This window comes from Ruegeria sp. HKCCD9138 (assembly GCF_057220975.1).
Genome location: NZ_JBWVAZ010000009.1, coordinates 71,570 through 91,789 on the forward strand (window position 1 = coordinate 71,570; position 20,220 = coordinate 91,789).

The following is a 20,220-nucleotide window of genomic DNA, read 5'->3' on the forward strand; positions in this document are numbered from 1 at the left end:
CCTGGCCAAATTGGCTTTGGACCCCCTCAATGTCCCACGTCAGTCAGTTGCGCCCGGGTTGCTCAAGGAAGCATGACACCAGATGAAAATGATGAGTTAATCTATTCCCTTCGAAATGACTCGAATCCATCCGTCTGGTGAAGGGCGGCCACTTGCCTGGTACGCATAGGCTGGATAAATGAGCTACCCCCCGAAATTCGGACACTGACGTAAGCTACGATTTGCTGTCTGCTGATCTTCGACGACGAGGAGATCAGAGATGTCGAAACGAAAGAACCACAGCCCTGAGTTCAAAGCGAAGGTCGCGCTTGAAGCGTTGAAGGGAGAGCGCACGGTGGCTGAGCTTGCCAGCCAGTTTGGCATCCATCCCACCATGATCCACAGTTGGAAACGTGCGTTGCTTGAAGGCGCATCCGGCGTGTTCGAGCGAGGCGGGAAGAAAGCGCCGGAGATTGACAAAGAGCAGGTCAAGGAGCTGCACGCCAAGATCGGGGAGCTGGCCGTGGCCAACGATTTTTTGGCAAGAAAGCTCAAACCTTGGGGCGTGAAGTGAGACGCGGCATGATCGAGCCGGGCAATCCCGACCTGTCTAGCGGCAAGCAATGTAAGCTGCTGTCGATTTCACGGTCTTCGTTCTACCACCAGCCCAACGGCGAAACGGTGTTGAACCTTGCACTCATGCGCCAGATCGACGAGCAGTTCTTGGAAACGCCGTTCTTCGGTGTGCGTCAGATGACCTGGCATCTGCGCAACGACGGGCATCTGGTCAATGAAAAGCGGATCAGGCGTCTGATGCGGTTGATGGGCCTCATGCCCATCTATCAAAAGCCCAACACCAGCAAGCCTGCAAAGGGCCACAAGACCTATCCCTACCTGCTGAAGGGGCTGCGCGTGACACGGCCCAATCAAGTCTGGGCGTCGGATATTACCTATATCCCAATGCGGCGCGGGTTCCTGTATCTCGTGGCAATTATCGACTGGTACACGCGCAAAGTGCTGAGTTGGCGGATATCAAACACGCTGGAGGCCGGCTTTTGTGTCGAGGCGCTGAATGAGGCGATGGTCAATATGGCCCACCCGAGATCATGAACACAGATCAGGGATCGCAATTTACGTCCTTTGCCTGGGCGGATCGATTGCGCCGATCTGGCGTGCGTATCTCAATGGATGGCAAGGGCCGGTTCCTCGACAACATCTTCGTCGAACGGTTCTGGCGGTCACTGAAATACGAATGCGTCTATTTGCATGCCTGGGAAACCGGATCAGAGGCAATAGTCGGCGTCGGAAAATGGATTGAGTTCTATAACCAAAAACGCCCCCATTCCGCCCTTGGCGGCAAACCACCAGCTGTGATCTATTGGCTGAGAAAAGACGAAACCCAACCCGATCAGCAGGAGCAGAGAGTAGCTTAACTTACGCCAAAAACTGCCTAAACATTGGGGAGTAGCTCAGGCCCCTCAACCAAGGGGGTTCCGGTAGATTGGTTTCACTAACTTCAAGGTGATCATCTGGGGCAGGTTCTTACTCAGCAACATCCTTGACGATTACAGCCATCACATCATCGTTTGGATCCTCAGAACTACGAAGAGGGCCGTAGACTGAAACCTTAACTCGACGTCGCCTCGAAAGCTCAAGCCGCGACGATGTGAAGCTTCTGCACAAGCTGGGTCCGCGCAGCGGCAACAGATCGAGTAGCGCCTCCTGCGACCTTGCCTATTAGCCATAGGAATCGAAGAGAGATCACGTGTGTGGCGCATTGTTACAGGCACCCCGTTTCTGGGCTGTTGAGTCGGCGTATCTCCAATAAGGATTCCGGGATGGGCTGACGCATGGTGAGGCCCTTGTGATGACGGGTATGATTGCATCTCTCAACCGAGATCTTAATTCCGCACTGCGCCTGTTGCAATCTCAAATGCAGCACAACGAATTATCCTATAGTTTGATGGAACAAGGGAGTTCACGACCTGTTGCAGCCACTCGCCGCGGCGGGAACAAGCAGGTGCCACTTGGGGCCTTGCCCATGTCTGAACAGCCCGACTGGTAAATTGATTGTGAGGGCCATGTTGACGCGGGGTACCCCACGACAAAAGCGGTTCCTCACGACCGAAACGTCGCTTTCTGTTGTAACACACGCTGGCTTTAGCGCAGCTTAGTCAGTTTCCAATGGCAGGCTTGGATCCGGACCCCATTCGCTCATGGAGTTTTCATAGACCGCAACGTTGTCGTGGCCCAGCTGATAGAGCCAGAACGCGTCGACCGTGGCAAAGATGCCGCCGCCGCAATAGGTGATATGGCCTGCCGCGTCTGCAGTACCTGCGCGCTCGAAAACCTTCGCGATCATGTCAGGAGGCAGGAATGCGTGGCTTTCAGGATCCACAAGTTCGACTTGTGGGACGTTTATGCTGTCGGGAATGCGCCCCGGCCGTCCATAACGCGCGTTCTCACCGGAAAAGATGTCACGTCCAAGCGCGTTCACCAGACACGTCGCCGGGTCGTCCATCGCAGCCAGTACGTCTTCTTTGGAAACGAATAGCTCCGGCCGAAGCCTGACTGAAATCTGACCGGGCGGAAAGGTTTCTTGTTCGGTGGAAATTGGCCGACCCTCGGTTAGCCACTTTTCGTATCCGCCATCCAGTACAGACGCGTTGTCGAAGCCGATCCATCGCAGCATCCACCAAAACCGCGTGGCCCAGGATGGGCTTCTTCGGCTATAGAGAACGACACGAGACCGGGCATCGATACCAGCGTTTTCAAATGCTGCCGCAACGGTTGCCGGGTCTTCCAGCGTCATTCCGAAGGGGCTGTCATCATTTGAAAAATCGCGCTGGAGGTCGAAATAGCTCGCTCCCGGGATGTGACCTGCTTCATGTTCGTCCGCACAGTTGAGTACGCGATAAGGTCGCTTCCCACCCTCTTCAAACTGCAGAACCGTTGAGCAGTCAAATATCCTGAGTTTGGGATCACCCAATCGATTTGCCAGCCACCCGGTTGTGACAAGAGCATCGGGATTTCTGATATCGTTGCGGGTCATTTGGATCTCGTCAGAAGATCAGTGTAACGGGTGTCAGTTTTCTACCAAATCGTAATGTTTGATCGTACGGGATTCGACCAATTCCGCCTCTGCCGGATCGATGTGCGGGCTTTGATAGTCTTCGCCAACAAATGCTTTCAATGCGTCCAGGCTCTCCCACACCATCACAAAGCTGAATTCTCGAGGTGAGTCCGCGCGCGGTGCCCCGGGAAGAACCTGCACGATACCCTCAGTCCCTTTCATCAGGGGGATCGCCGTTTCGTGAAAGAAACGTGCAAACTCTTCTTCCTTGCCGGGTCGAGTCACGACCTGGAAAATTCGCATGATCATTCAACCGTTCTCCTGGTTCTACGGTTTCCGGACGCATGACTGCCTCGTTTCCCACTACCATAGCACATATTGAATCCGACAGTTCCTCCAGCGTACTTGGCGTTGTTAACACCTGAACTGAAACTCGAATGTCAAAGGCCGAAATCGCCTCACCGCGCTAAAAGTGCGCTCATTACGAAATCCTCGACGCTGCCCACTATCTTGGGCATCGGTATTTCGGACAGGACGCTGCGATACGCACTGCCTTCCAGTACTTCTATTGCCAATTGCGCAGCCTGGAGAGGATCCGGAACAGTACGCAGGTTACCATCCGCTATTCCCCGCCTTATCACGACATCCAGCGCATCGGTCAGCATCGCGCGGTTTTCCACAAACAACCGTGCGATATCCGGCTGGCGAACGGCCTCGCTTGAAATCTCCAGCGTGAGAATGACGTTTTCCGGTGCCGCCAGATACTTGGCGTAAGCGCCAATGAACTTTTTGAGTATTTTTGGTGCCGGCGACTTCGCATTCAGAATTTTCAGAAAAGGTTCCATTTCGCGGCGCTCGAACATCGCGATTTCGACAAGTACATCGTGCTTCCCGCGGAAGTGGTTGTAGAGATTTCCAAGGCTGACGCCGGCCCGCGCCGCGATGTCGCGCACGCCGGTCTGGTGATATCCTTGCTCGAGAAAACACATGACCGCGGCTTCCAAAATCTGATTGCGCCGCCTGGCGGTTGCCTTCTTTCGAACCGAACCTGCCTTTTCATCATCTGACATTTTTTTATTCTCTATATTGAACGAACGATCGTTCATAGTATATGACGTCGTATCCACCACCGCAAGGCGATGGATTCGATTGCGCTGAGAAAGGCCGTTTCATGACCGATATACACGCGGAAACGCCGCAAAACCCGAGACGCCGATGGCTATGGATCGGACTTGCCTTGGTGCTGCTGGTCGCAATCGTGTTCCTGCTGTTCGACACCGAAGACACAATCGACGTGCAGGCAACGACGACCGCGCCGCCACCGCCTATTGTTTCGGTGGTTACCGTGGCCCCCAAGACGGTACAGGCACAGATTTCAACCTTCGCCGAGGTTCGGCCACGTTGGGATGCCGAGCTGCGGTCGGCTGTATCCGGGCGTATCATCGCAGTTCACGATGCTGCTTTGGCCGGGGCAAAGGTGGAGCGGGGGGATCCTTTGTTCTCGATTGAGAAGGCGCCCTACAACAGCGCGGTTGCCGCTGCAGAGATGGAGCTTGAACAGGCGAAACTGGCACTGTTGCGCGCGCAGAACAATGTCACGGTTGCGCGACGCCAATTTGATCGGGATGGGGTGGAGCCACCCAATGACCTGGCGCTGAATTTACCGCAACTGCGTATTGCGGAAAAAACCGTTGCGGCGGCCGAAGCGCGACTGGGCGCGGCGCGCACCGAGTTGGCGGAAGCTGACGTGGTTGCCCCGTTTTCGGGCTTTGTGACACGTCGCTTTGCCAGCCTTGGTCAAACGGTTGCTCCGGGCGATGCTCTCCTGCACCTGTCGGACGACAGGCAGTTTGAACTGGTCGCCGAGTTCAGCCAGGCGGACTGGGCGCTTCTGGATCATCCGATATCCGGGGCCAACGCGGAGCTGCTCCATCGCACCGGGGCGTTGCTGGGAGAGGCTCAGGTGCGCCGCGGAGGTGGGTTTCTGGATCAGGACACGCGACAGGTGCGGGTCTTTCTTGATGTCGCTTCACCCGATGAACGGATACTGGCCGGCGACTTTCTGAAAGTTCGGCTTCTGGGACGTACGATTTCGGACACGCTGACCCTGCCGGAAAGCACAGTGACCCGTGCCGGGCATATCTGGCTGGTCGGGGAGGATGACCAACTGCAACGGATCAGCCCGGACATTTTGTTCCGAAGCGAAGGCACGATCACAATTTCGGCGCCGGAAGGGTCCGGCCCTTGGCGCGTGGCAAATACCCCTCTCGCTTCGTTCCTGCCGGGCCAGCGTGTGACGCCGCAAGCGGGCGAGGGTTGAGCCATGCATGCGTTGACATCCTGGTTCATCCGCAACCCGGTCGCCGCCAACCTGATGATGGCACTGATCCTATTTCTTGGGGTTCAGACGCTGCTGAATATCCGCATCGAGGGCTTCCCGCGTATCCCGCCGGAAAGCGTCACAATTGAGATTGAATTTCCCGACGCGACGGCCGAGCAGGTGGATGAACTGGTCACGCAGAAGGTTGAGCAAGCCCTTGAGGGGCTGGAAGGCGTGCGCAGCGTTACGTCGCAGTCCGAAAATGGCTTCAGCCTGGTCACGGTCCGCCGCGCAGGCGGCGAAAAGCTGCAAGCCGTTCTGGATCGGGTACGTATTCGCATCGACGGGCTGACTGACCTGCCCAATACCGCCCGCCGCCCTGTGATCGAAGCGTCGGGTTTTGATTTCCCTGCGCTCTATCTGAATCTGTACGGCGAAACCGATCCGGCCACTCTGCAGACACTGGCACAGCGCCTCAAGGAAGAACTGCTGGCCCAGCCGGAATTATCCCGTTTGCAAATCTGGGGGTTGATCCCACGCGAGTTGCGCATCGAAATCGACCCCGCGCAATTGCGACACTATGGCCTGACCGTTTCAGATGTTACCCGAACGATAGAACAGAACTCGCTGACATTTCAGGCCGGTCGGTTGCGCACCGAAGGTGGGACAATTTTCCTGCGGGCTGATAACAGGGCAAAATATGGTCCGGAATATGCGGCCCTGCCCATTATTGAACGCGGCGATGGATCCTTTGTGCCATTGGGCGATATTGCAACCATCGAAGACGGTTTTCAGGACGGCGAATACCTGTTTCGACTGAACGGCAATCCGACAGTGGGCATGGAGGTTCTGGTCGGGCAAAAAGAAAACCTGCTTGAGATCAGCGAAGTGGTTCGCAGCACTGTGCAGGAATTCAGCCGACAGTTACCGGCGCAAATTCAGGCTGAAGTGTGGGGGGATAGCGCTGGCTACATCTCGGACAGGCTGGCGCTGCTGCGATCGAACGGGGTGCAGGGGCTGATCCTTGTGACCCTGATGCTGTCGATTTTCCTGAACGTTCGGCTTGCCTTCTGGGTTGCGATGGGCATTCCGGTTTCGGTCATGGGGGCACTTGCGGTCTCGGGCTCGAAATGGGTGGATTACTCGCTGAACGATGTCACCACCTTTGGTTTGATCATTGCGCTGGGTATTCTGGTCGATGACGCAGTTGTGGTTGGCGAAAGCGTTTTCGAGGAACGCCGCAACGGCAAGGACCCGATCAAAGACACCGAGCGCGGTGTGCACCGCGTGGCCGTCGCCACTGTGTTTGGTGTGTTGACCACGATAGCCGCATTCTTTCCGATGCTGCTGATCGACAACCCGTTGGGCAAAGTGCTGGCCGGGTTTTCTGGTATCGTCATCCTGACTCTGATCTTCTCGCTCATCGAAAGCAAATTCATCCTGCCGGCGCATCTGGCTTATGTCCGGATGGGGCAGGGACGCCGCTATCTGTTGACCCGCATCTGGGGCCGCGTGCAGGACGCGGCGCAAGGCGCGTTGTATTGGGTTCGGGACAACATCTACCAACCAATGCTCATTGCCGCGGTGCGCCAACGCTATGCCGTGGTGATCCTGTTTATCGCTGCGGCAACGCTGGGGCTGGGTTTGATGTACAAAGGCAAGGTGAAGACCGTGTTCTTTCCCGAAGTGCCCGGCCAGATCATCACGATGAACCTTGAAATGGACGCCCGCGCGCCCTTCGCGCTGACCCGCGCAAATGTGAAGCGGATCGAGGATGAGTTGAACGCCTTGAACTCGGACCTTGCCGAAGGCACAGGCATGGTCACGCCGCCTGTCCAAACCGTGTTCACCATTATCAACAGCGCGGGCAGTGCGCAGATCTATGCCGAGATGATCCCGGTGGCGGACCGTCCGGAAGTTCCAATCCTGAAAGTGGTACGTGACTGGCGCGAACGGGTCGGTGACATAGAGGGCGCGACCGAGCTTGAGTTCACCGGGTCAGAAGCGCTCGCCGGAGGGTTCCGCATCCGGTTGGCGTCAAAGGACGAGGATCTGCTGCGGCAGGCCAGCGACGAGATGAAGACCTTTCTGGCCAACATTGAGGGTGTGGCAAATGTTCGGGACGGGTTAGCCGGTGGTCAACCCGAGCTGAAACTGCGCCTGCGCCCGGATGCGCGGCACCTTGGCTTCAACGCCGAGACCCTTGCCAACCAGATCGGCTATGGCTTTGGCGGGGACGAGGTGACCAAGGTCAGGCGCGATGGGTCGGAAATTCGCGTGGTCGTCCAGAACGCACGTGAAAACCGCGACACATTGGCCGATCTGATGCAGACCCGTTTGCGCAGCGCATCCGGTGCATGGGTGCCACTGGAAACGGTTGCCGAAATCGAAGGGGCCTATGCCTCCGGTGTCGTCAACCGGCGCGACGGCAGGCGCATGAATATTGTGGCCGCCTCGATTGACCGCAATCTCGTCGCCCCGGAAGAGGTTGGGCAAGCAGTGTTCGAGCAACTGGTTCCCAAGCTTTGGGAGAAATACCCCAGCGTGACCGTTCTGCCGGCCGGTGAACTGGAGGAGATGTCGGACATCAGCGATGGATTGAGACGCGCGCTGCTATTGGCGGCGGTTCTGATCTATGTGTTGATGGCCGTGCCGCTGAAAAGCTATTGGCAACCTTTCGTCATTCTGGCCATCGTCCCCTTTGGGTTCGTCGCAGCCGCCGTCGGCCACCTGATCATGGGTGTTTCGATTTCGCTATTCTCGTTCTTTGGCATGCTGGCACTGACCGGTGTGATCGTGAATGACAGCCTTGTCATGATCACACGCTACAATCAGGCCCGCGATGAGGGCCAGCCTGTGAACCTGGCCCTGAACAGCGCGGGCGTCGGGCGCTTCAAAGCGATCTTTCTGACCACGGCGACGACGGTGATCGGTCTGCTGCCTTTGCTGACCGAAACGTCCGAGCAGGCACAATACCTGATCCCGGCAGCCATCTCGCTGGCCTATGGGGAACTGTTCGGCACCGCGCTGATGCTGGTGCTTGTACCCGTGCTGATCGCCATCGCCGAAGACGTCATCGCGATTTTCAAACCAACCCTCCCGCAAACAGGTACGGAAAGGACGAAAGCATGATCCGAAAACTCTTGGGACCCGCATTTGCCACGCTGGCATTGGCGGCACCTGCCGTTGCTGATGGTTTGCACGTAACGGTCGACGGTATTCGAAACGCCAAAGGCAACATCGTGATTCTTGTTTTCGATGACGCCCGTGCCTTTGACAAACTGGACTTTTGGAGTGCCGTAGACTTCGCCCAGATTCCGTCCCGGAAAGGCAAAGTCCGCCACGAGTTCTCGAATCTCAATGCCGGACCCTATGCAATTCTGTTGTTTCACGATGAAAACAAGGACGAAGACCTGAACATGACGGCCACGCAAATGTTGGAAGGCGTTGGTTCAACGGGTGCGCCAAATCCGCAGGATGAGCCAGACTTCAAGGCCGCCTCGGTGTGGCCCGGCGACGTTCGCGTCCGCATCCACTACGATCAATGACCCGCAATGCTGGCCAACCAAAACCTTACGATCGGAACGCTTCTGCGTGTGTTCCGCTGGCGCGTCGGATTGACCTGGTTTCTGATCCTGTCCGAAACGGCGCTGACCGTTTTGATCCCGCTTTTTATCGGTTTTGCCATCGATGGGTTGCTGGGTGGTGAGTCAAAGCCCTTTTTGCATCTGGGGGCGTTGCTGGTCGCCCTGACACTGATCAGCGTAGCCCGACGGATCTACGACACGCGGGTATACGGCACGATGCGCGTTGAATTGGGCAAGACGCTCGCGTCGCGATTCTCGAACTTGCCGATATCGTCCTTGAATGCCCGGATCGGAATGGGCCGTGAGCTGGCCGATTTTCTGGAAGACACGTTGCCTTCGGCAATCGCCGGTGTTGTGCAGTTCGTGGTTTCGGCAATTCTGCTGTTTTACTTTTCGCCGACGCTGGCCTTGTCGGCCTGTTGCGCCCTGCTTGGAATGGTTTCAATTTATGCTTTGTTTCACGCGACGTTTTGGCGTTGGAACCGTGCCCTCAATGAGCAAATGGAGCATCAGGTCAGGATATTGGAACAACGCCGGGACCGCTCGGTGCTGGTTCACCTCAGAAGGCTGCGCCAGTTTGAAGTCAAACTCTCGGATACCGAAGCGATCCTCTATGGTGCGATTTTCATCCTGCTGATTGGTATGGTTCTGTTCAATCTTTGGTTCGCGACGCAGAACCTGAATGCGACACCCGGCGCGATTTTTTCGATTGTCAGCTACTCGTGGGAGTTTGCTGAAGCGGCACTTACCTTGCCGGTCACACTGCAATCCTGGTCACGGTTGTCGGAGATAACGACCCGATTGAAGAGTAATTGACCAGAAAACTGAGCAGCTCCGGCTGTTCTGTAAATGTGTGTCGCAGACGTTGCGCCTGAGTATGTAGACGCACGAGTCCTGACATTTTTTGAGCAATCAAATTATTAGCAGGTTTCTGTGTGATCACTTTCCAAGCGGCGCTTTTGGTTCAGTGATATTTGCGACAAGGCCCGCCTCTTTCAGGTATGCGACAAGGGTGGCTTCACAACCATCCTTCCAAATCAGTTCAAGCCATTGAGAAAACGCGTCAGAAAACCGTTTGGCTTCGCTCAAATCGCCATATACCCGGCTTTGCCCGAGCCATGCAGCGGGGTCGGATTTTGCAAGGCGGGCGGCTTGCGTTAGTTCTTGCCAGAATGGGTCGTTGGGCTCGATCTCGCTGCCGTCTTCGCGGGTTCCTGCGCACATGCGCGCCCACAGTGCTTCGACAAGGGCCAGCCCCTCGACGGAACGTCCTGCTTTCAACTGATCCCGCAAGATTGGCAACACAAAGCCCGTATGGCGCGCCGATCCGTCGAATGCGACACGGCGGGTCGTGTCGACGATCCGTGGGTTGGAGAATCTGCTTTCGATGAGGCTGACATAGTCTTCCGGGCGCTTTCCCGGCACTGGTGCAACCGTTGGTGCGATTTCTGTTCTCAGAACCCTGTCGAAAAACCGTGAAACCACTGGGTGCCTCATGCACTCGGAAATCGTGCCGAGCCCAAGGATCTCACCAACATTGGCGAGGACCTGATGCCCCGCGTTCAAGATGCGGATCTTCATGGTCTCAAACGCGTGGACGTCATCGGAGAAGGTTGCGCCGACTTCGTCCCAGTCTGGGCGTCCCGCGCAGAACTTGTCTTCGATTACCCATTGGCGAAACGCTTCGTGGGTGACGACGGCCGCGTCCTCGATGCCGAAACTGTTGGCCAATACCAGTTCGTTCGGCCCGGTGGCAGGGGCGATACAGTCCACCATCGAGTTTGGGAAGGTTGCGTTGGCGTCGATCCAGTCAGCGAGTTCAGGGTCGGACAGGCGCGCCAGCGATATGACGGTTTGACGCAGTACATCACCGTTGCTTTGCAGATTGTCGCAGCTCAACCCGGAAAAGGGCGCGTGCCCCGCGTCGCGTCGCAAGCGAAGTGCAGCCACGATGGCGCCAAATGCCGTGCGAGGCGTTTCGGGATGTGCCGCATCGTGCTGAATGTCCGGGTGGTTGGCGTCGAACCCTTTGGTGACAGGATCAATGTAGTATCCGCTTTCTGTCACGGTCATTGCGACGATGCGGGTAGCCGGATCCGCCATTGCACTGATCAGTGCCCTGTTGTCCTTTTCGATCGGCAAGTAGTCGATCATGGAACCGATGACCTCGGCCGAGACGTTTGTCGGGTCGAGTTCGATCAGGGTCGTGAGGCAATCCTGGGCGAGCAGCTTTTCCCGCATGTTGGCGTCGTATGGGCGCACACCTGCGCCGATGATGGCCCAATCGAGGGCTTTGCCCAGCTGCATCAGACGGTGCAGGTACCATGCCTGATGTGCACGGTGGAAATTGCCAACGCCGATATGAATGATGCCCGGCCGCAAAGTTGTTCGGTCATATTGGGGGCGTTCAACGGACAGTCGATTCAGCGTCGCATTCGAAAGGGAGATCAGCTCATCCATTGCCCGCCATCCACATTGTAAGTTTGGGCGACGATGTAGTTCGCCGCATCGCTTGCCAGAAAAACAGCCATGCCTGTCAAATCGTCCGGTGTGCCCATGCGCCCGAAGGGCACCGCGGCACTGACTTCCTGTTTCTTCTGTCCCGGCGCCTTGTCTTCGTACTTGGCAAAGAAAGCGTCTACGCCATCCCAATGCTCGCCATCGACAACACCGGGAGAGATGGCGTTCACGTTTATGCCGTGCCTGATCAGGTTCAGCCCGGCGGATTGAGTCAGGCTGATGACCGCTGCCTTGGTCGCACAATAGACCGCGACCAGCGGTTCGCCGCGCCGCCCGGCCTGGCTTGCCATATTGATGATCTTGCCGCCTTGCCCGCGCTCGATCATGTGGCGGGCCACGGCCTGCATCGTAAAAAGCGTGCCCGCAACATTGATGTCAAAGACGCGCTGGTAATCATTGCGGTCGATTTCGACAATCGGAGCAGCGGTGAAAAGCGCGGCGTTGTTGATGAGAATGTCAATGTGACCGAACTCAGTCACGGTATGCGCCACGGCACCATCGATGCTGGCCTGGTCGGTCACGTCCAAAGCCACCGCGACAGCATGATCGCCCAGTTCCGCCGCGCATTCGCGGGCGCCATCGAAATTGATATCGGCAACGGCGACCCGGGCGCCTTCCTTGACATAGGCCTCGGCAAAGGCGCGCCCGATCCCGCGGGCGGCACCAGTAATCAGGGCTGTTTTCCCAGCCAGTTGCATTATTCGATCCTCAGGCCTTGAGCGTCGAATTTGTGCAACTTGTCCAATTGCGGCGTCAGATAGATCGTGTCGCCATGCTTGGCCTGGATGTCACCGGTGATCCGAACGGTGACCATGTCAGCAAGACCGGTGTCGTGGACGTGAATGAAGGTGTCCGATCCAAGGTGTTCGGCCACGCCGACGACGCCTTTCCACATCCCGTCCGTCATGTTGACGTCCGTATGTTCTGGGCGAATGCCGATTGTAGCGGCGCCATTCTTCTTGGCTTCGGGTCCTTGAATTAGGTTCATTTTCGGAGATCCGATGAAGCCTGCAACAAACTCGTTACGCGGATTGTGGTAGAGTTCCAACGGTGAGCCCACCTGTTCAATCACACCGGCGCGCAGGACGACGATCTTGTCCGCCATGGTCATGGCTTCGACCTGATCGTGGGTCACGTAGATCATCGTGGTCTTGAGCCGTTCGTGCAATTCGCTGATTTCAAGCCGCATTCCGACGCGCAGGGCCGCGTCAAGGTTGGACAACGGCTCGTCGAACAGGAAGGCCGCCGGTTCCCGCACGATTGCCCGGCCGATGGCCACGCGCTGACGCTGCCCGCCCGACAGCTGACCCGGACGCCGATCCAGATAGTCGGTGAGGTTCAGCGCCTTGGCGGCGGATTCGATGCGGCGTTTTTGCTCGGCTTCATCGATCCCGGCCATCTTCATCGGGAAGGCGATATTCTTGCGTACCGACATATGCGGATAGAGGGCGTAGGATTGGAACACCATCGCCAGACCGCGCTTGGCGGGCGGCACATCAGTTGCATCCGATCCGTCGATCTCGATGTGGCCTGTGGTGATGTCCTCGAGCCCCGCGATCAGGCGCAGCAGGGTGGATTTGCCGCAACCCGAAGGACCGACAAACACCGTGAACTCGCCATCTTCGATCGTAAGGTCCAGAGGCGGAATGACCTGAACGTCTCCGAAGCTTTTGGTCACTTGGTTGAGTTTGATTTGTCCCATTGGTCAAGTTCCTTATTTGACGGCGCCGAAGGTCAGGCCGCTGACAAGTTGTTTCTGGCTGAACCAGCCAAGGATGAGGATTGGCGCAATGGCCATGGTCGATGCAGCGCTGAGCTTTGCGAAGAACAGGCCTTCGGGGCTGGAATAGCTGGCAATGAAGGCCGTTAGCGGAGCCGCGTTGGCTGCCGTCAGGTTCAGTGTCCAGAACGCCTCGTTCCAAGCCAGAATGAAATTCAGCAACAAGGTCGATGCGATACCGGGAATTGCCATAGGTGTGAGGACGTAGAGGATTTCCTCTTTCAGCGTTGCCCCGTCCATCCGTGCGGCTTCCAGGATCTCACCGGGGATTTCCTTGAAATAGGTGTACAGCATCCAGACGATGATCGGCAGGTTCATCAGCATCAGGATAATGACCAATGCGCCCCGGCTGTCGAGGATGCCAAGCTTGATGCAGATTAGGTAGATGGGGTAAAGCACGCCCACGGCCGGAAGCATTTTGGTCGAGAGCATCCAGAGCAGAATGTCCTTGGTGCGTCTGGAAGGCACGAACGCCATCGACCAGGCCGCCGGTACTGCGACGATGATACCCAGAATGGTCGAGCCACCGGCGATGATGATCGAGTTCCACAGGAACCGGGCATAGTTCGACCGTTCCATCACCGCAGAGTAGTTTTCCAGCGTCCAATCAAATGCCAGGAAAACCGGAGGGTCGGCGATGGCCGTAGCTTCGGTCTTGAAGCTGGTCAGGACGGTCCAGAGGATTGGGAAAAATATCAACAGTCCGATGCCCCAAGCGGCGGCGGTGTTGATGATCTTGCGTTGTTGAGTAACTGCGCGGGCCATTTTTTCCTCCTCACGCGTCCAGGTTCTTGCCGACGATGCGCATCAGGAAGATTGCAACGATATTGGCGAGAATGATTGCATAGACCCCACCGGCGGAACCGAGTCCGACATTCTGGCTTTCAAGCACACGCTGGAAAATCAGGTAGGTCAGCGTGCGGGTGCCAAAGGCACCGCCGGTCGTGACGAAGATTTCCGCGAAGATCGCCAGAAGGAAGATCGTCTGAATCAGGATCACGATCGTGATTGCCCGGCTGAGATGCGGCAGTGTGATGTAGCCAAATCGCTTAATCGGAGGCGCACCATCCATTTCGGCGGCCTCCAGTTGCTCTCCGTCCAACGACTGGATTGCCGTCAACAGGATCAGCGTGGCGAAGGGTAGCCATTGCCAAGAGACAATTATGACAATTGAAGGCAATGAAGCTTGGGAGAGCCACGAAATCGGCTCGGCCCCGAAAAAGCGCCACAGATGGGCAAACAAGCCGTTCACCGGATCCATGAACATGTTCTTCCACACCAGCGCAGAAACGGTTGGCATGACAAAGAAGGGTGCGATGACCAGAATGCGCACCACGCCTTGGCCCCACATCGGTTGATTCAGCAGGATAGCCAGCAGAACGCCGATCACGACTGTAATCAAAAGAACGCCACCGACGATGGTCAAGGTGGCCCCGATCGACGGCCAAAATGCACTGGAAGTTACGAAGCGGACGTAGTTTTCGAAGCCAACCCATCCAAGGTCTCCGCCGCGAAGTGGGAGGTATTTCTTGAATGAAAACATCAGGGTCATGATCAGCGGCACGAGCATCCAGCCGAGGAGCAAGATGACCGCCGGCGCCATCATGAAGCGAGCCGCTGATCGGGAATGTTGGGTTGCCATGGGGCATACCTCCTCTGTTGATCGCCGTTGGGCCATCTTAAACGGAGCTGCGGTTTAGAGAGAGAACTTCAAACCCGGGGGGAAATTCACCCCCCGGATACAGGGGCGCTTAGCGGTAGCCGGCGGCTTCCATAGCGTCGTTTGTCAGAGCCTGGGCCTTGGCAAGCGCCTCGTCCACAGTCTGCTGGCCGGCATAAACGGCCGAGAATTCCTGGCTGACTTCGGTTGCGATTCCCGCGAATTCCGGGATTGCCGCGAACTGAATGCCGACATACGGGACAGGGTCCACGGTCGGATTATTCGGATCAGCGGACAGGATCGAATCCAGGGTCATCTGGGCAAAGGGAACAGCCTGATAGTTCGGGTTCTCGTACAGCGAGGTACGTGCGCCCGGAGGTACGTTGGCCCAACCTTCATTTTCGGCGACCAGTTCGATGTAGTCTTTCGACGTTGCCCATTCGATGAATTGCTTGGCGGCGTCTTCTTTCTGTGTACCGCCAGGGATGGCAAGCGCCCAAGCCCAGAGCCAGTTCGCATTCTTGCCGAGCCCGGTGTTCGGGGCCAGAGCAAATCCAACCTTGTCGGCAACTTCTGAATCATTGGGATTGGTTACGAATGATGCGGCAACTGTCGCGTCAATCCACATTCCGCATTTGCCCTGCTGGAACAAGGACAGGTTTTCGTTGAAGCCATTGGTCGCGTAGCCGGCGGGGCCGGATTCCGACATCATCCCGACATAGAACTCCAGCGTGTCTTTCCAGGGCTGGGTGTCGAACTGGGCGTTCCAGCCTTCATCGAACCAGCGTGCCCCAAAGGAGTTGGACATAGCCGTGATGAATGCGCCGCCTTCGCCCCAGCCAGCCTTGCCGCGCAGACAGATACCGTTGATGTCGTTTTCACGATCGGTCATTGCGGCGGCTGCTTCGCGGATGAATTCCCAGGTCGGTGATTTAGGCATTTCCAGCCCGGCCTTCTCCATAAGGTCGGTGCGGTACATGATCATCGAGCTTTCACCGTAAAACGGTGCGGCAAACAGCGTGCCGTCGTGGCTCAGGCCTCCAGCCATCGCAGGGAGGATGTCGTCGACGTCATACTCGGCCGACAAGTCGTCGAGTGGGACCAGCCAGCCGTTGGCACCCCAGATCGGAGTTTCGTACATACCGATGGTCATGATGTCGAAGGAACCGCCCTTGGCGGCGATATCCGTGGTGACACGCTGACGCAGGACGTTTTCTTCCAGTGTTACCCACTCAACCGTATGGCCGGTCTTGTCGGTAAAATCCTGGGTCAAACCCTGCATTCGAATCATGTCTCCGTTGTTCACGGTTGCGATGACAAGGTTTTCCGCCAACGCGCCGCTTGCGGTGACAAGCGTCATAGCCGTCGCTGCGCAAAGTGCTTGTTTGAATGACATCCCAAATTTCCTCCTCGCTGGATGATGGATGGGACTGTAGCCGGTATCGCAACGCGAAGTCAATTAAAAATTTACGCGCGTAAAGAATGGATCGAGCGGGCGTGTTGATGGTGGCCTAAGCGGAATCCCGCATGATCAACCGGCCTTCAAAAAGCGTTTCCTCCCGCTCGGGCAGGCTTTCGTCCTTCTCAAGCATTCCAAACAATGTGCGCACCGCGCGGTTCGCGATGGCTTCGTAATCCTGTGCGATTGTTGTCAGGGGCGGGCATGTGAACCGGGAAAACGGATGATCGTCGTGACCGGCTATCCTGATGTGGCATCCCACGCCCTGACCGACACGCATTCCAAGCCCATAAGCGGCAGACAACATTCCTATGGCCAGGCGATCGTTGCTGCACAGCACCGTGTTGGTGGGAAACACGTCTTCAGCCAGATACCGTCCACCTTCGTTTTTGCCAATTTCCTCAAAATCCCAACCTTTGCCAAGGGCCTGGAAAATGTTCGGTTTGTGCCCGAGCCGTTCCATACTGTCGATATACGCCGCACGCCGTTTGTTGGCGTTTGGGTTGATTGGGTATTTCATTTCGAAAAAACATGGCGGCTCGCCGCTTCGACACAGGTATTCGACCATCAAGCCGACACTTTGGGCATTGTTGGTGCCAACAAATGCCTGACCGACTCCGCTGATATTCGCGTCAAAAAGCACAAGCGGAAAGTCGGCCTCAAAGGCCTTGACCACGTCCTTTTCCGACAGGCGTCCAAAAGGCGCAAGCAAGACACCGGCAGCTTTTAGGGACCGGAGCGAGTTGAGATTGTCGCGCTCCATTTCGGGGTTGCCGTGTGAGCTGAGCAGGATGGGGCTGTATCCAGCCTCGATGCAGGCAAGTTCAACGCGACGTGCGATCTCCGAAAAGAACGGGTCTGCCAGATTTGGCACGACAACCCCGATATTCTTCGTTCTGCGCCGGTTCTGGTTCATCGCGAACACATTTGGGTGGTAATCGTGTTCTTCTAAGGCCGTTTCGATTTTCTTCCGTGTCGACGCACGCACGCTTTCGGGATCGTTGAAGTATTTTGACACAGTTGGGCGGGAAATCCCGCTGACCGCGGCAAATTCCTCCATGTTTCGAATTTTTCGTGGCGACATTTTCCCATACCAAATTAAAAGGTTTCGCGCGTCAACTTTTGGTAAATTTAGAAAGGCAAACCTCGCGTTGTCAAGCGTCCGGAGTTCAATCGTTGGCCTGACTGATTCCGAACAGGATGCTGGATGGATTGATCCGTAAAGGGCGCAAATTCGTCGGACAAATATGATTCCATATGGCTTTTTGCGTGTGAGCCAAAACTGGTCTTCCCATACCTTCTGTCAGGTATTCTGCTTCTCAACCAGGACGAATTCGCGAAAGCTCTTGGTAAGCACTGGTCCAAGCTGTTCGTCTCGATTTGAGGGTTAAGGTCTGGCAGGGATCCTTCTGAGACCCGGTATCTGGGGGTGACCCTGATTTGCCGAAGTGGTTCACCAAAGTAACCAGAGGACGGCGGACTGGAGCGGCACGTCGAGGACTGCGGATACGAACGCCTTCAGAAGCTTTGAATGCCAAAAAATTTCAGGTTACTACTTCAACCATCCAATTTGCCACTCTGACATGGCTATGGATTCGACAGCATACGACGTTTCTGAGCCATTGCTTCACGACGGCGGCTTTCGATGCCGAATTTGAATGATTCCTCGACAAAGTCTATGTGATCGTGAGCCGCCTTTTCCGCGCGCGTTTCGTCACCTTCGATCACAGCTTGGCCAAGTTCCATGTGCTGTTCCAAGAGCCGCTTTCCCGTACCGTCAATCGATTTCAGAAACTCGCGGTTATAAAAGACACCTTGACGCGTCAGTTCGTATATGGACGCCATCATGTGAATGAGAGTAGCGTTTTGGCTGGCGTCCACGATTGCGGAATGCAGCGCGAAATCGGCCTCGCGTGAGGCTTCCTGATCCTCTTCGCGCCAGGCTCGGTCGCATTCTTCAAGAATTTCGCCGATCCGCTCTTTGTCGGCTTTAGTTGCACGGCGTGCAGCAAGCCGCGCCGCAAACCCTTCCTGTTCGCGCCGGTACTCAAGATAGTCAAAGAACGCAGGTTCGTGTCGCTCATAAAGCGCCAACAATGCAGGCAGCATGGCTTTCCCGGTCAGTGCGGCAACAAATGTGCCTTCGCCATGCTGCGTCCTGACCAGGCCACGTTCTTCCAGAATATGAAGCGCTTCGCGCAGTTTCGGGCGCGAAACGCGCAAGATTTCGGCAAGATCGCGTTCGGACGGCAGTTTACGCCCCTGTTTCAATACGCCCGAAGCAATCAATTCTTCGATTTGAGCCACCACCGCATCTGCCAGTGATTCGTGTCCTATTGGTTCAAAAATCGCAGTGGGGGTCATGGGATATTGCCCTGTTGGTTACGATCCGGTCCTTACACTCTGGTAAATAAAAGTAACCGGCAGGGAAAGTTTTTTCAACCCGCTACGAGTTTTAGCTCAGGCATCAATCCACGTGATAAATCGTTAAAAACAAACAGGGATGCCAGAAAACGGGAAAGAAATACCTGCATCGTCCCGGTTTTGAAACTGTTGGTAACCACACCCCGCAAGATAGGTTGGCAAACTCGCAGTGGTAAACAAAGTTGTTGACTGACTACAATGGTAAACTTTATTAACCTCTTAGCGCGCAGGGTGATCCTGCGCCCCGATTGGTCGGACCTGGCGTCCGGCAAACACTGGAGGAGTATTCATGAAAAAGACCCTGACGAGCCTCGCCGTGGCCGCCAGCCTGATCGCTGCGCCTGCACTTGCAGCTGACAAACTGTTGCTAAAAACACCGATTGCGTTCTCGACCGAACTGCCGGGTCTTGGCTCGCCGATCCCGCGCGTTGCCGAACAGCTTGATCTGATGTCGGGCGGCACACTGAAGATGAAAGTTTACGAGCCGGGCAAGCTGGTTCCGCCGTTCGAGATTCTGGATGCCGTGTCCACCGGCAAGATCAATTCCGGGTACACTACCGCTGGCTACTGGGCAGGAAAAATCCCGGCCGCACCGCTGTTCTCGGCCGTACCGTTCGGCCCCGAGGCGGGTGAATACATGGCGTGGCTGTACTACGGTAACGGCCTGACCCTGTATCAGGAAATGTACGATCAGGCCGGCTACAACGTCCATGTTCTGCCCTGCGCCATTATCGCGCCCGAAACCTCGGGCTGGTTCGCAACCGAGATCAACTCGCCCGAAGACCTGAACGGCCTGAAGATGCGTTTCTTCGGTCTGGGCGGCAAGGTGATGCAGAAACTGGGCGTCGCGACTTCACTGCTGCCAGGGGGTGAGATCTTCCCCGCGCTTGAAAAAGGTGCCATCGACGCGACCGAGTTCTCGATGCCTGCCATTGACGCGCGTTTGGGCTTCCACAAACTTGTCAAGTTCAACTACTTCCCCGGCTGGCACCAGCAGGCGACTGTGTTCGAGCTGCTGATCAACAAGGACGTCTGGAACGAGACCAGCGACCAGCACAAGGCGATCATCGAAAGCGCCTGCAAGGCCTCGATGGCGGACAGCTTTGCCGAGGGCGAAGCAATCCAGCATGCGGCCCTGATCGACAATGTCGAAAACAACGGTGTCACCATCAAGCAGTGGTCGCCCGAGATGCTGGATACGTTCCGCTCGACCTGGGAAGAGGTTGCTGCTGAAGAGGCTGCAAACGACGCCTTCTTCGCTCAGGTTCTGAACGACATGAACGAGTTCCGGGACGGTTATGAGCTTTGGAAATCGAACGCTTTCCTCCCGCGTCAGTAACCTTTCTGACTGACAAAACCGGAGCGGCGTCCGCCGTCGCTCCGGCGCATTTCCCAGACTTTCGGAATTTCTAACCTTT

At 56.4% G+C, this 20,220-nt stretch carries 16 protein-coding genes and 1 pseudogene; 6 read left to right on the top strand and 11 right to left on the bottom strand.

Annotated elements, in window-relative coordinates; all coding sequences use genetic code 11:
• The first annotated feature begins 259 nt into the window (after positions 1-259).
• A pseudogene (locus AC2TEL_RS15465) lies at positions 260-1,412 on the top strand (IS3 family transposase).
• 737 nt (positions 1,413-2,149) lie between these two features.
• Here the strand turns inward: AC2TEL_RS15465 and AC2TEL_RS15470 are convergent.
• The 3 genes from AC2TEL_RS15470 to AC2TEL_RS15480 all read right to left on the bottom strand — a co-directional run bounded on the left by AC2TEL_RS15470 (position 2,150) and on the right by AC2TEL_RS15480 (position 4,158).
• The gene (locus tag AC2TEL_RS15470) at positions 2,150-3,031 is read right to left on the bottom strand and encodes a sulfurtransferase (RefSeq protein WP_480861628.1); all 882 of its coding nucleotides are present in this window, start codon (positions 3,029-3,031) and stop codon (positions 2,150-2,152) included.
• Positions 3,032-3,064: 33 nt separating this feature from the next.
• A complete protein-coding gene (locus AC2TEL_RS15475) occupies positions 3,065-3,361 on the bottom strand; it encodes an antibiotic biosynthesis monooxygenase family protein (protein ID WP_480841516.1) in 297 nt (98 codons plus the stop codon).
• 149 nt (positions 3,362-3,510) lie between these two features.
• Complete coding sequence (locus tag AC2TEL_RS15480) at positions 3,511-4,158, bottom strand: TetR/AcrR family transcriptional regulator (protein ID WP_480841518.1); 648 nt, start codon at positions 4,156-4,158, stop codon at positions 3,511-3,513.
• A 65-nt stretch (positions 4,159-4,223) separates the two neighbouring features.
• On the opposite strand from AC2TEL_RS15480, the gene AC2TEL_RS15485 reads away from it, so the two are divergent.
• From AC2TEL_RS15485 to AC2TEL_RS15500, 4 genes are read left to right on the top strand one after another with little or no spacing between them, the layout of a single operon-like run.
• Positions 4,224-5,372: an efflux RND transporter periplasmic adaptor subunit gene (locus AC2TEL_RS15485; RefSeq protein WP_480841520.1), complete on the top strand. Its 1,149-nt coding sequence runs from the start codon at positions 4,224-4,226 to the stop codon at positions 5,370-5,372.
• A 3-nt stretch (positions 5,373-5,375) separates the two neighbouring features.
• A complete protein-coding gene (locus AC2TEL_RS15490) occupies positions 5,376-8,504 on the top strand; it encodes an efflux RND transporter permease subunit (protein WP_480905113.1) in 3,129 nt (1,042 codons plus the stop codon).
• Positions 8,501-8,920, top strand: a complete 420-nt coding sequence (locus tag AC2TEL_RS15495) for a DUF2141 domain-containing protein (protein WP_480841524.1) — start codon at positions 8,501-8,503, stop codon at positions 8,918-8,920. Before AC2TEL_RS15490 ends, AC2TEL_RS15495 begins: the two co-directional genes overlap by 4 nt.
• Before the next feature lie 6 nt (positions 8,921-8,926).
• Positions 8,927-9,775, top strand: a complete 849-nt coding sequence (locus AC2TEL_RS15500) for an ABC transporter six-transmembrane domain-containing protein (protein ID WP_480861634.1) — start codon at positions 8,927-8,929, stop codon at positions 9,773-9,775.
• A 123-nt stretch (positions 9,776-9,898) separates the two neighbouring features.
• Here AC2TEL_RS15500 and AC2TEL_RS15505 read toward each other — a convergent pair whose 3' ends face one another.
• The 8 genes from AC2TEL_RS15505 to AC2TEL_RS15540 all read right to left on the bottom strand — a co-directional run bounded on the left by AC2TEL_RS15505 (position 9,899) and on the right by AC2TEL_RS15540 (position 18,742).
• Positions 9,899-11,419, bottom strand: a complete 1,521-nt coding sequence (locus AC2TEL_RS15505) for a mannitol dehydrogenase family protein (RefSeq protein WP_480905116.1) — start codon at positions 11,417-11,419, stop codon at positions 9,899-9,901.
• Positions 11,407-12,180, bottom strand: a complete 774-nt coding sequence (locus tag AC2TEL_RS15510) for an L-iditol 2-dehydrogenase (protein ID WP_480905266.1) — start codon at positions 12,178-12,180, stop codon at positions 11,407-11,409. The genes AC2TEL_RS15505 and AC2TEL_RS15510 overlap by 13 nt, the downstream gene beginning before the upstream one ends.
• Positions 12,177-13,181: an ABC transporter ATP-binding protein gene (locus AC2TEL_RS15515; RefSeq protein ID WP_480905118.1), complete on the bottom strand. Its 1,005-nt coding sequence runs from the start codon at positions 13,179-13,181 to the stop codon at positions 12,177-12,179. The genes AC2TEL_RS15510 and AC2TEL_RS15515 overlap by 4 nt, the downstream gene beginning before the upstream one ends.
• Before the next feature lie 12 nt (positions 13,182-13,193).
• On the bottom strand, positions 13,194-14,024 hold the full coding sequence (locus AC2TEL_RS15520; protein ID WP_480841531.1) for a carbohydrate ABC transporter permease: 831 nt from the start codon (positions 14,022-14,024) through the stop codon (positions 13,194-13,196).
• Between the two features lie 10 nt (positions 14,025-14,034).
• Complete coding sequence (locus tag AC2TEL_RS15525) at positions 14,035-14,901, bottom strand: carbohydrate ABC transporter permease (protein ID WP_480841533.1); 867 nt, start codon at positions 14,899-14,901, stop codon at positions 14,035-14,037.
• Positions 14,902-15,010: 109 nt separating this feature from the next.
• Complete coding sequence (locus tag AC2TEL_RS15530; protein WP_480905121.1) at positions 15,011-16,315, bottom strand: ABC transporter substrate-binding protein; 1,305 nt, start codon at positions 16,313-16,315, stop codon at positions 15,011-15,013.
• Positions 16,316-16,430: 115 nt separating this feature from the next.
• The gene (locus AC2TEL_RS15535) at positions 16,431-17,462 is read right to left on the bottom strand and encodes a LacI family DNA-binding transcriptional regulator (RefSeq protein ID WP_480841537.1); all 1,032 of its coding nucleotides are present in this window, start codon (positions 17,460-17,462) and stop codon (positions 16,431-16,433) included.
• Between the two features lie 503 nt (positions 17,463-17,965).
• Positions 17,966-18,742, bottom strand: a complete 777-nt coding sequence (locus AC2TEL_RS15540) for a FadR/GntR family transcriptional regulator (RefSeq protein ID WP_480861642.1) — start codon at positions 18,740-18,742, stop codon at positions 17,966-17,968.
• A 349-nt stretch (positions 18,743-19,091) separates the two neighbouring features.
• Here AC2TEL_RS15540 and AC2TEL_RS15545 point away from each other — a divergent pair, with 349 nt between their 5' ends.
• The gene (locus AC2TEL_RS15545) at positions 19,092-20,141 is read left to right on the top strand and encodes a TRAP transporter substrate-binding protein (RefSeq protein WP_480905124.1); all 1,050 of its coding nucleotides are present in this window, start codon (positions 19,092-19,094) and stop codon (positions 20,139-20,141) included.
• The last annotated feature ends 79 nt before the right edge of the window (positions 20,142-20,220 follow it).

Excerpts from the sequence above, each read along its gene's own strand:
- AC2TEL_RS15470 (WP_480861628.1), bottom strand. The coding sequence starts at position 3,031 with ATGACCCGCAACGATATCAGAAATCCCGATGCTCTTGTCACAACCGGG.
- AC2TEL_RS15475 (WP_480841516.1), bottom strand. The coding sequence starts at position 3,361 with ATGATCATGCGAATTTTCCAGGTCGTGACTCGACCCGGCAAGGAAGAA.
- AC2TEL_RS15480 (WP_480841518.1), bottom strand. The coding sequence starts at position 4,158 with ATGAACGATCGTTCGTTCAATATAGAGAATAAAAAAATGTCAGATGAT.
- AC2TEL_RS15485 (WP_480841520.1), top strand. The coding sequence starts at position 4,224 with ATGACCGATATACACGCGGAAACGCCGCAAAACCCGAGACGCCGATGG.
- AC2TEL_RS15490 (WP_480905113.1), top strand. The coding sequence starts at position 5,376 with ATGCATGCGTTGACATCCTGGTTCATCCGCAACCCGGTCGCCGCCAAC.
- AC2TEL_RS15495 (WP_480841524.1), top strand. The coding sequence starts at position 8,501 with ATGATCCGAAAACTCTTGGGACCCGCATTTGCCACGCTGGCATTGGCG.
- AC2TEL_RS15500 (WP_480861634.1), top strand. The coding sequence starts at position 8,927 with ATGCTGGCCAACCAAAACCTTACGATCGGAACGCTTCTGCGTGTGTTC.
- AC2TEL_RS15505 (WP_480905116.1), bottom strand. The coding sequence starts at position 11,419 with ATGGATGAGCTGATCTCCCTTTCGAATGCGACGCTGAATCGACTGTCC.
- AC2TEL_RS15515 (WP_480905118.1), bottom strand. The coding sequence starts at position 13,181 with ATGGGACAAATCAAACTCAACCAAGTGACCAAAAGCTTCGGAGACGTT.
- AC2TEL_RS15520 (WP_480841531.1), bottom strand. The coding sequence starts at position 14,024 with ATGGCCCGCGCAGTTACTCAACAACGCAAGATCATCAACACCGCCGCC.
- AC2TEL_RS15525 (WP_480841533.1), bottom strand. The coding sequence starts at position 14,901 with ATGGCAACCCAACATTCCCGATCAGCGGCTCGCTTCATGATGGCGCCG.
- AC2TEL_RS15530 (WP_480905121.1), bottom strand. The coding sequence starts at position 16,315 with ATGTCATTCAAACAAGCACTTTGCGCAGCGACGGCTATGACGCTTGTC.
- AC2TEL_RS15535 (WP_480841537.1), bottom strand. The coding sequence starts at position 17,462 with ATGTCGCCACGAAAAATTCGAAACATGGAGGAATTTGCCGCGGTCAGC.
- AC2TEL_RS15540 (WP_480861642.1), bottom strand. The coding sequence starts at position 18,742 with ATGACCCCCACTGCGATTTTTGAACCAATAGGACACGAATCACTGGCA.
- AC2TEL_RS15545 (WP_480905124.1), top strand. The coding sequence starts at position 19,092 with ATGAAAAAGACCCTGACGAGCCTCGCCGTGGCCGCCAGCCTGATCGCT.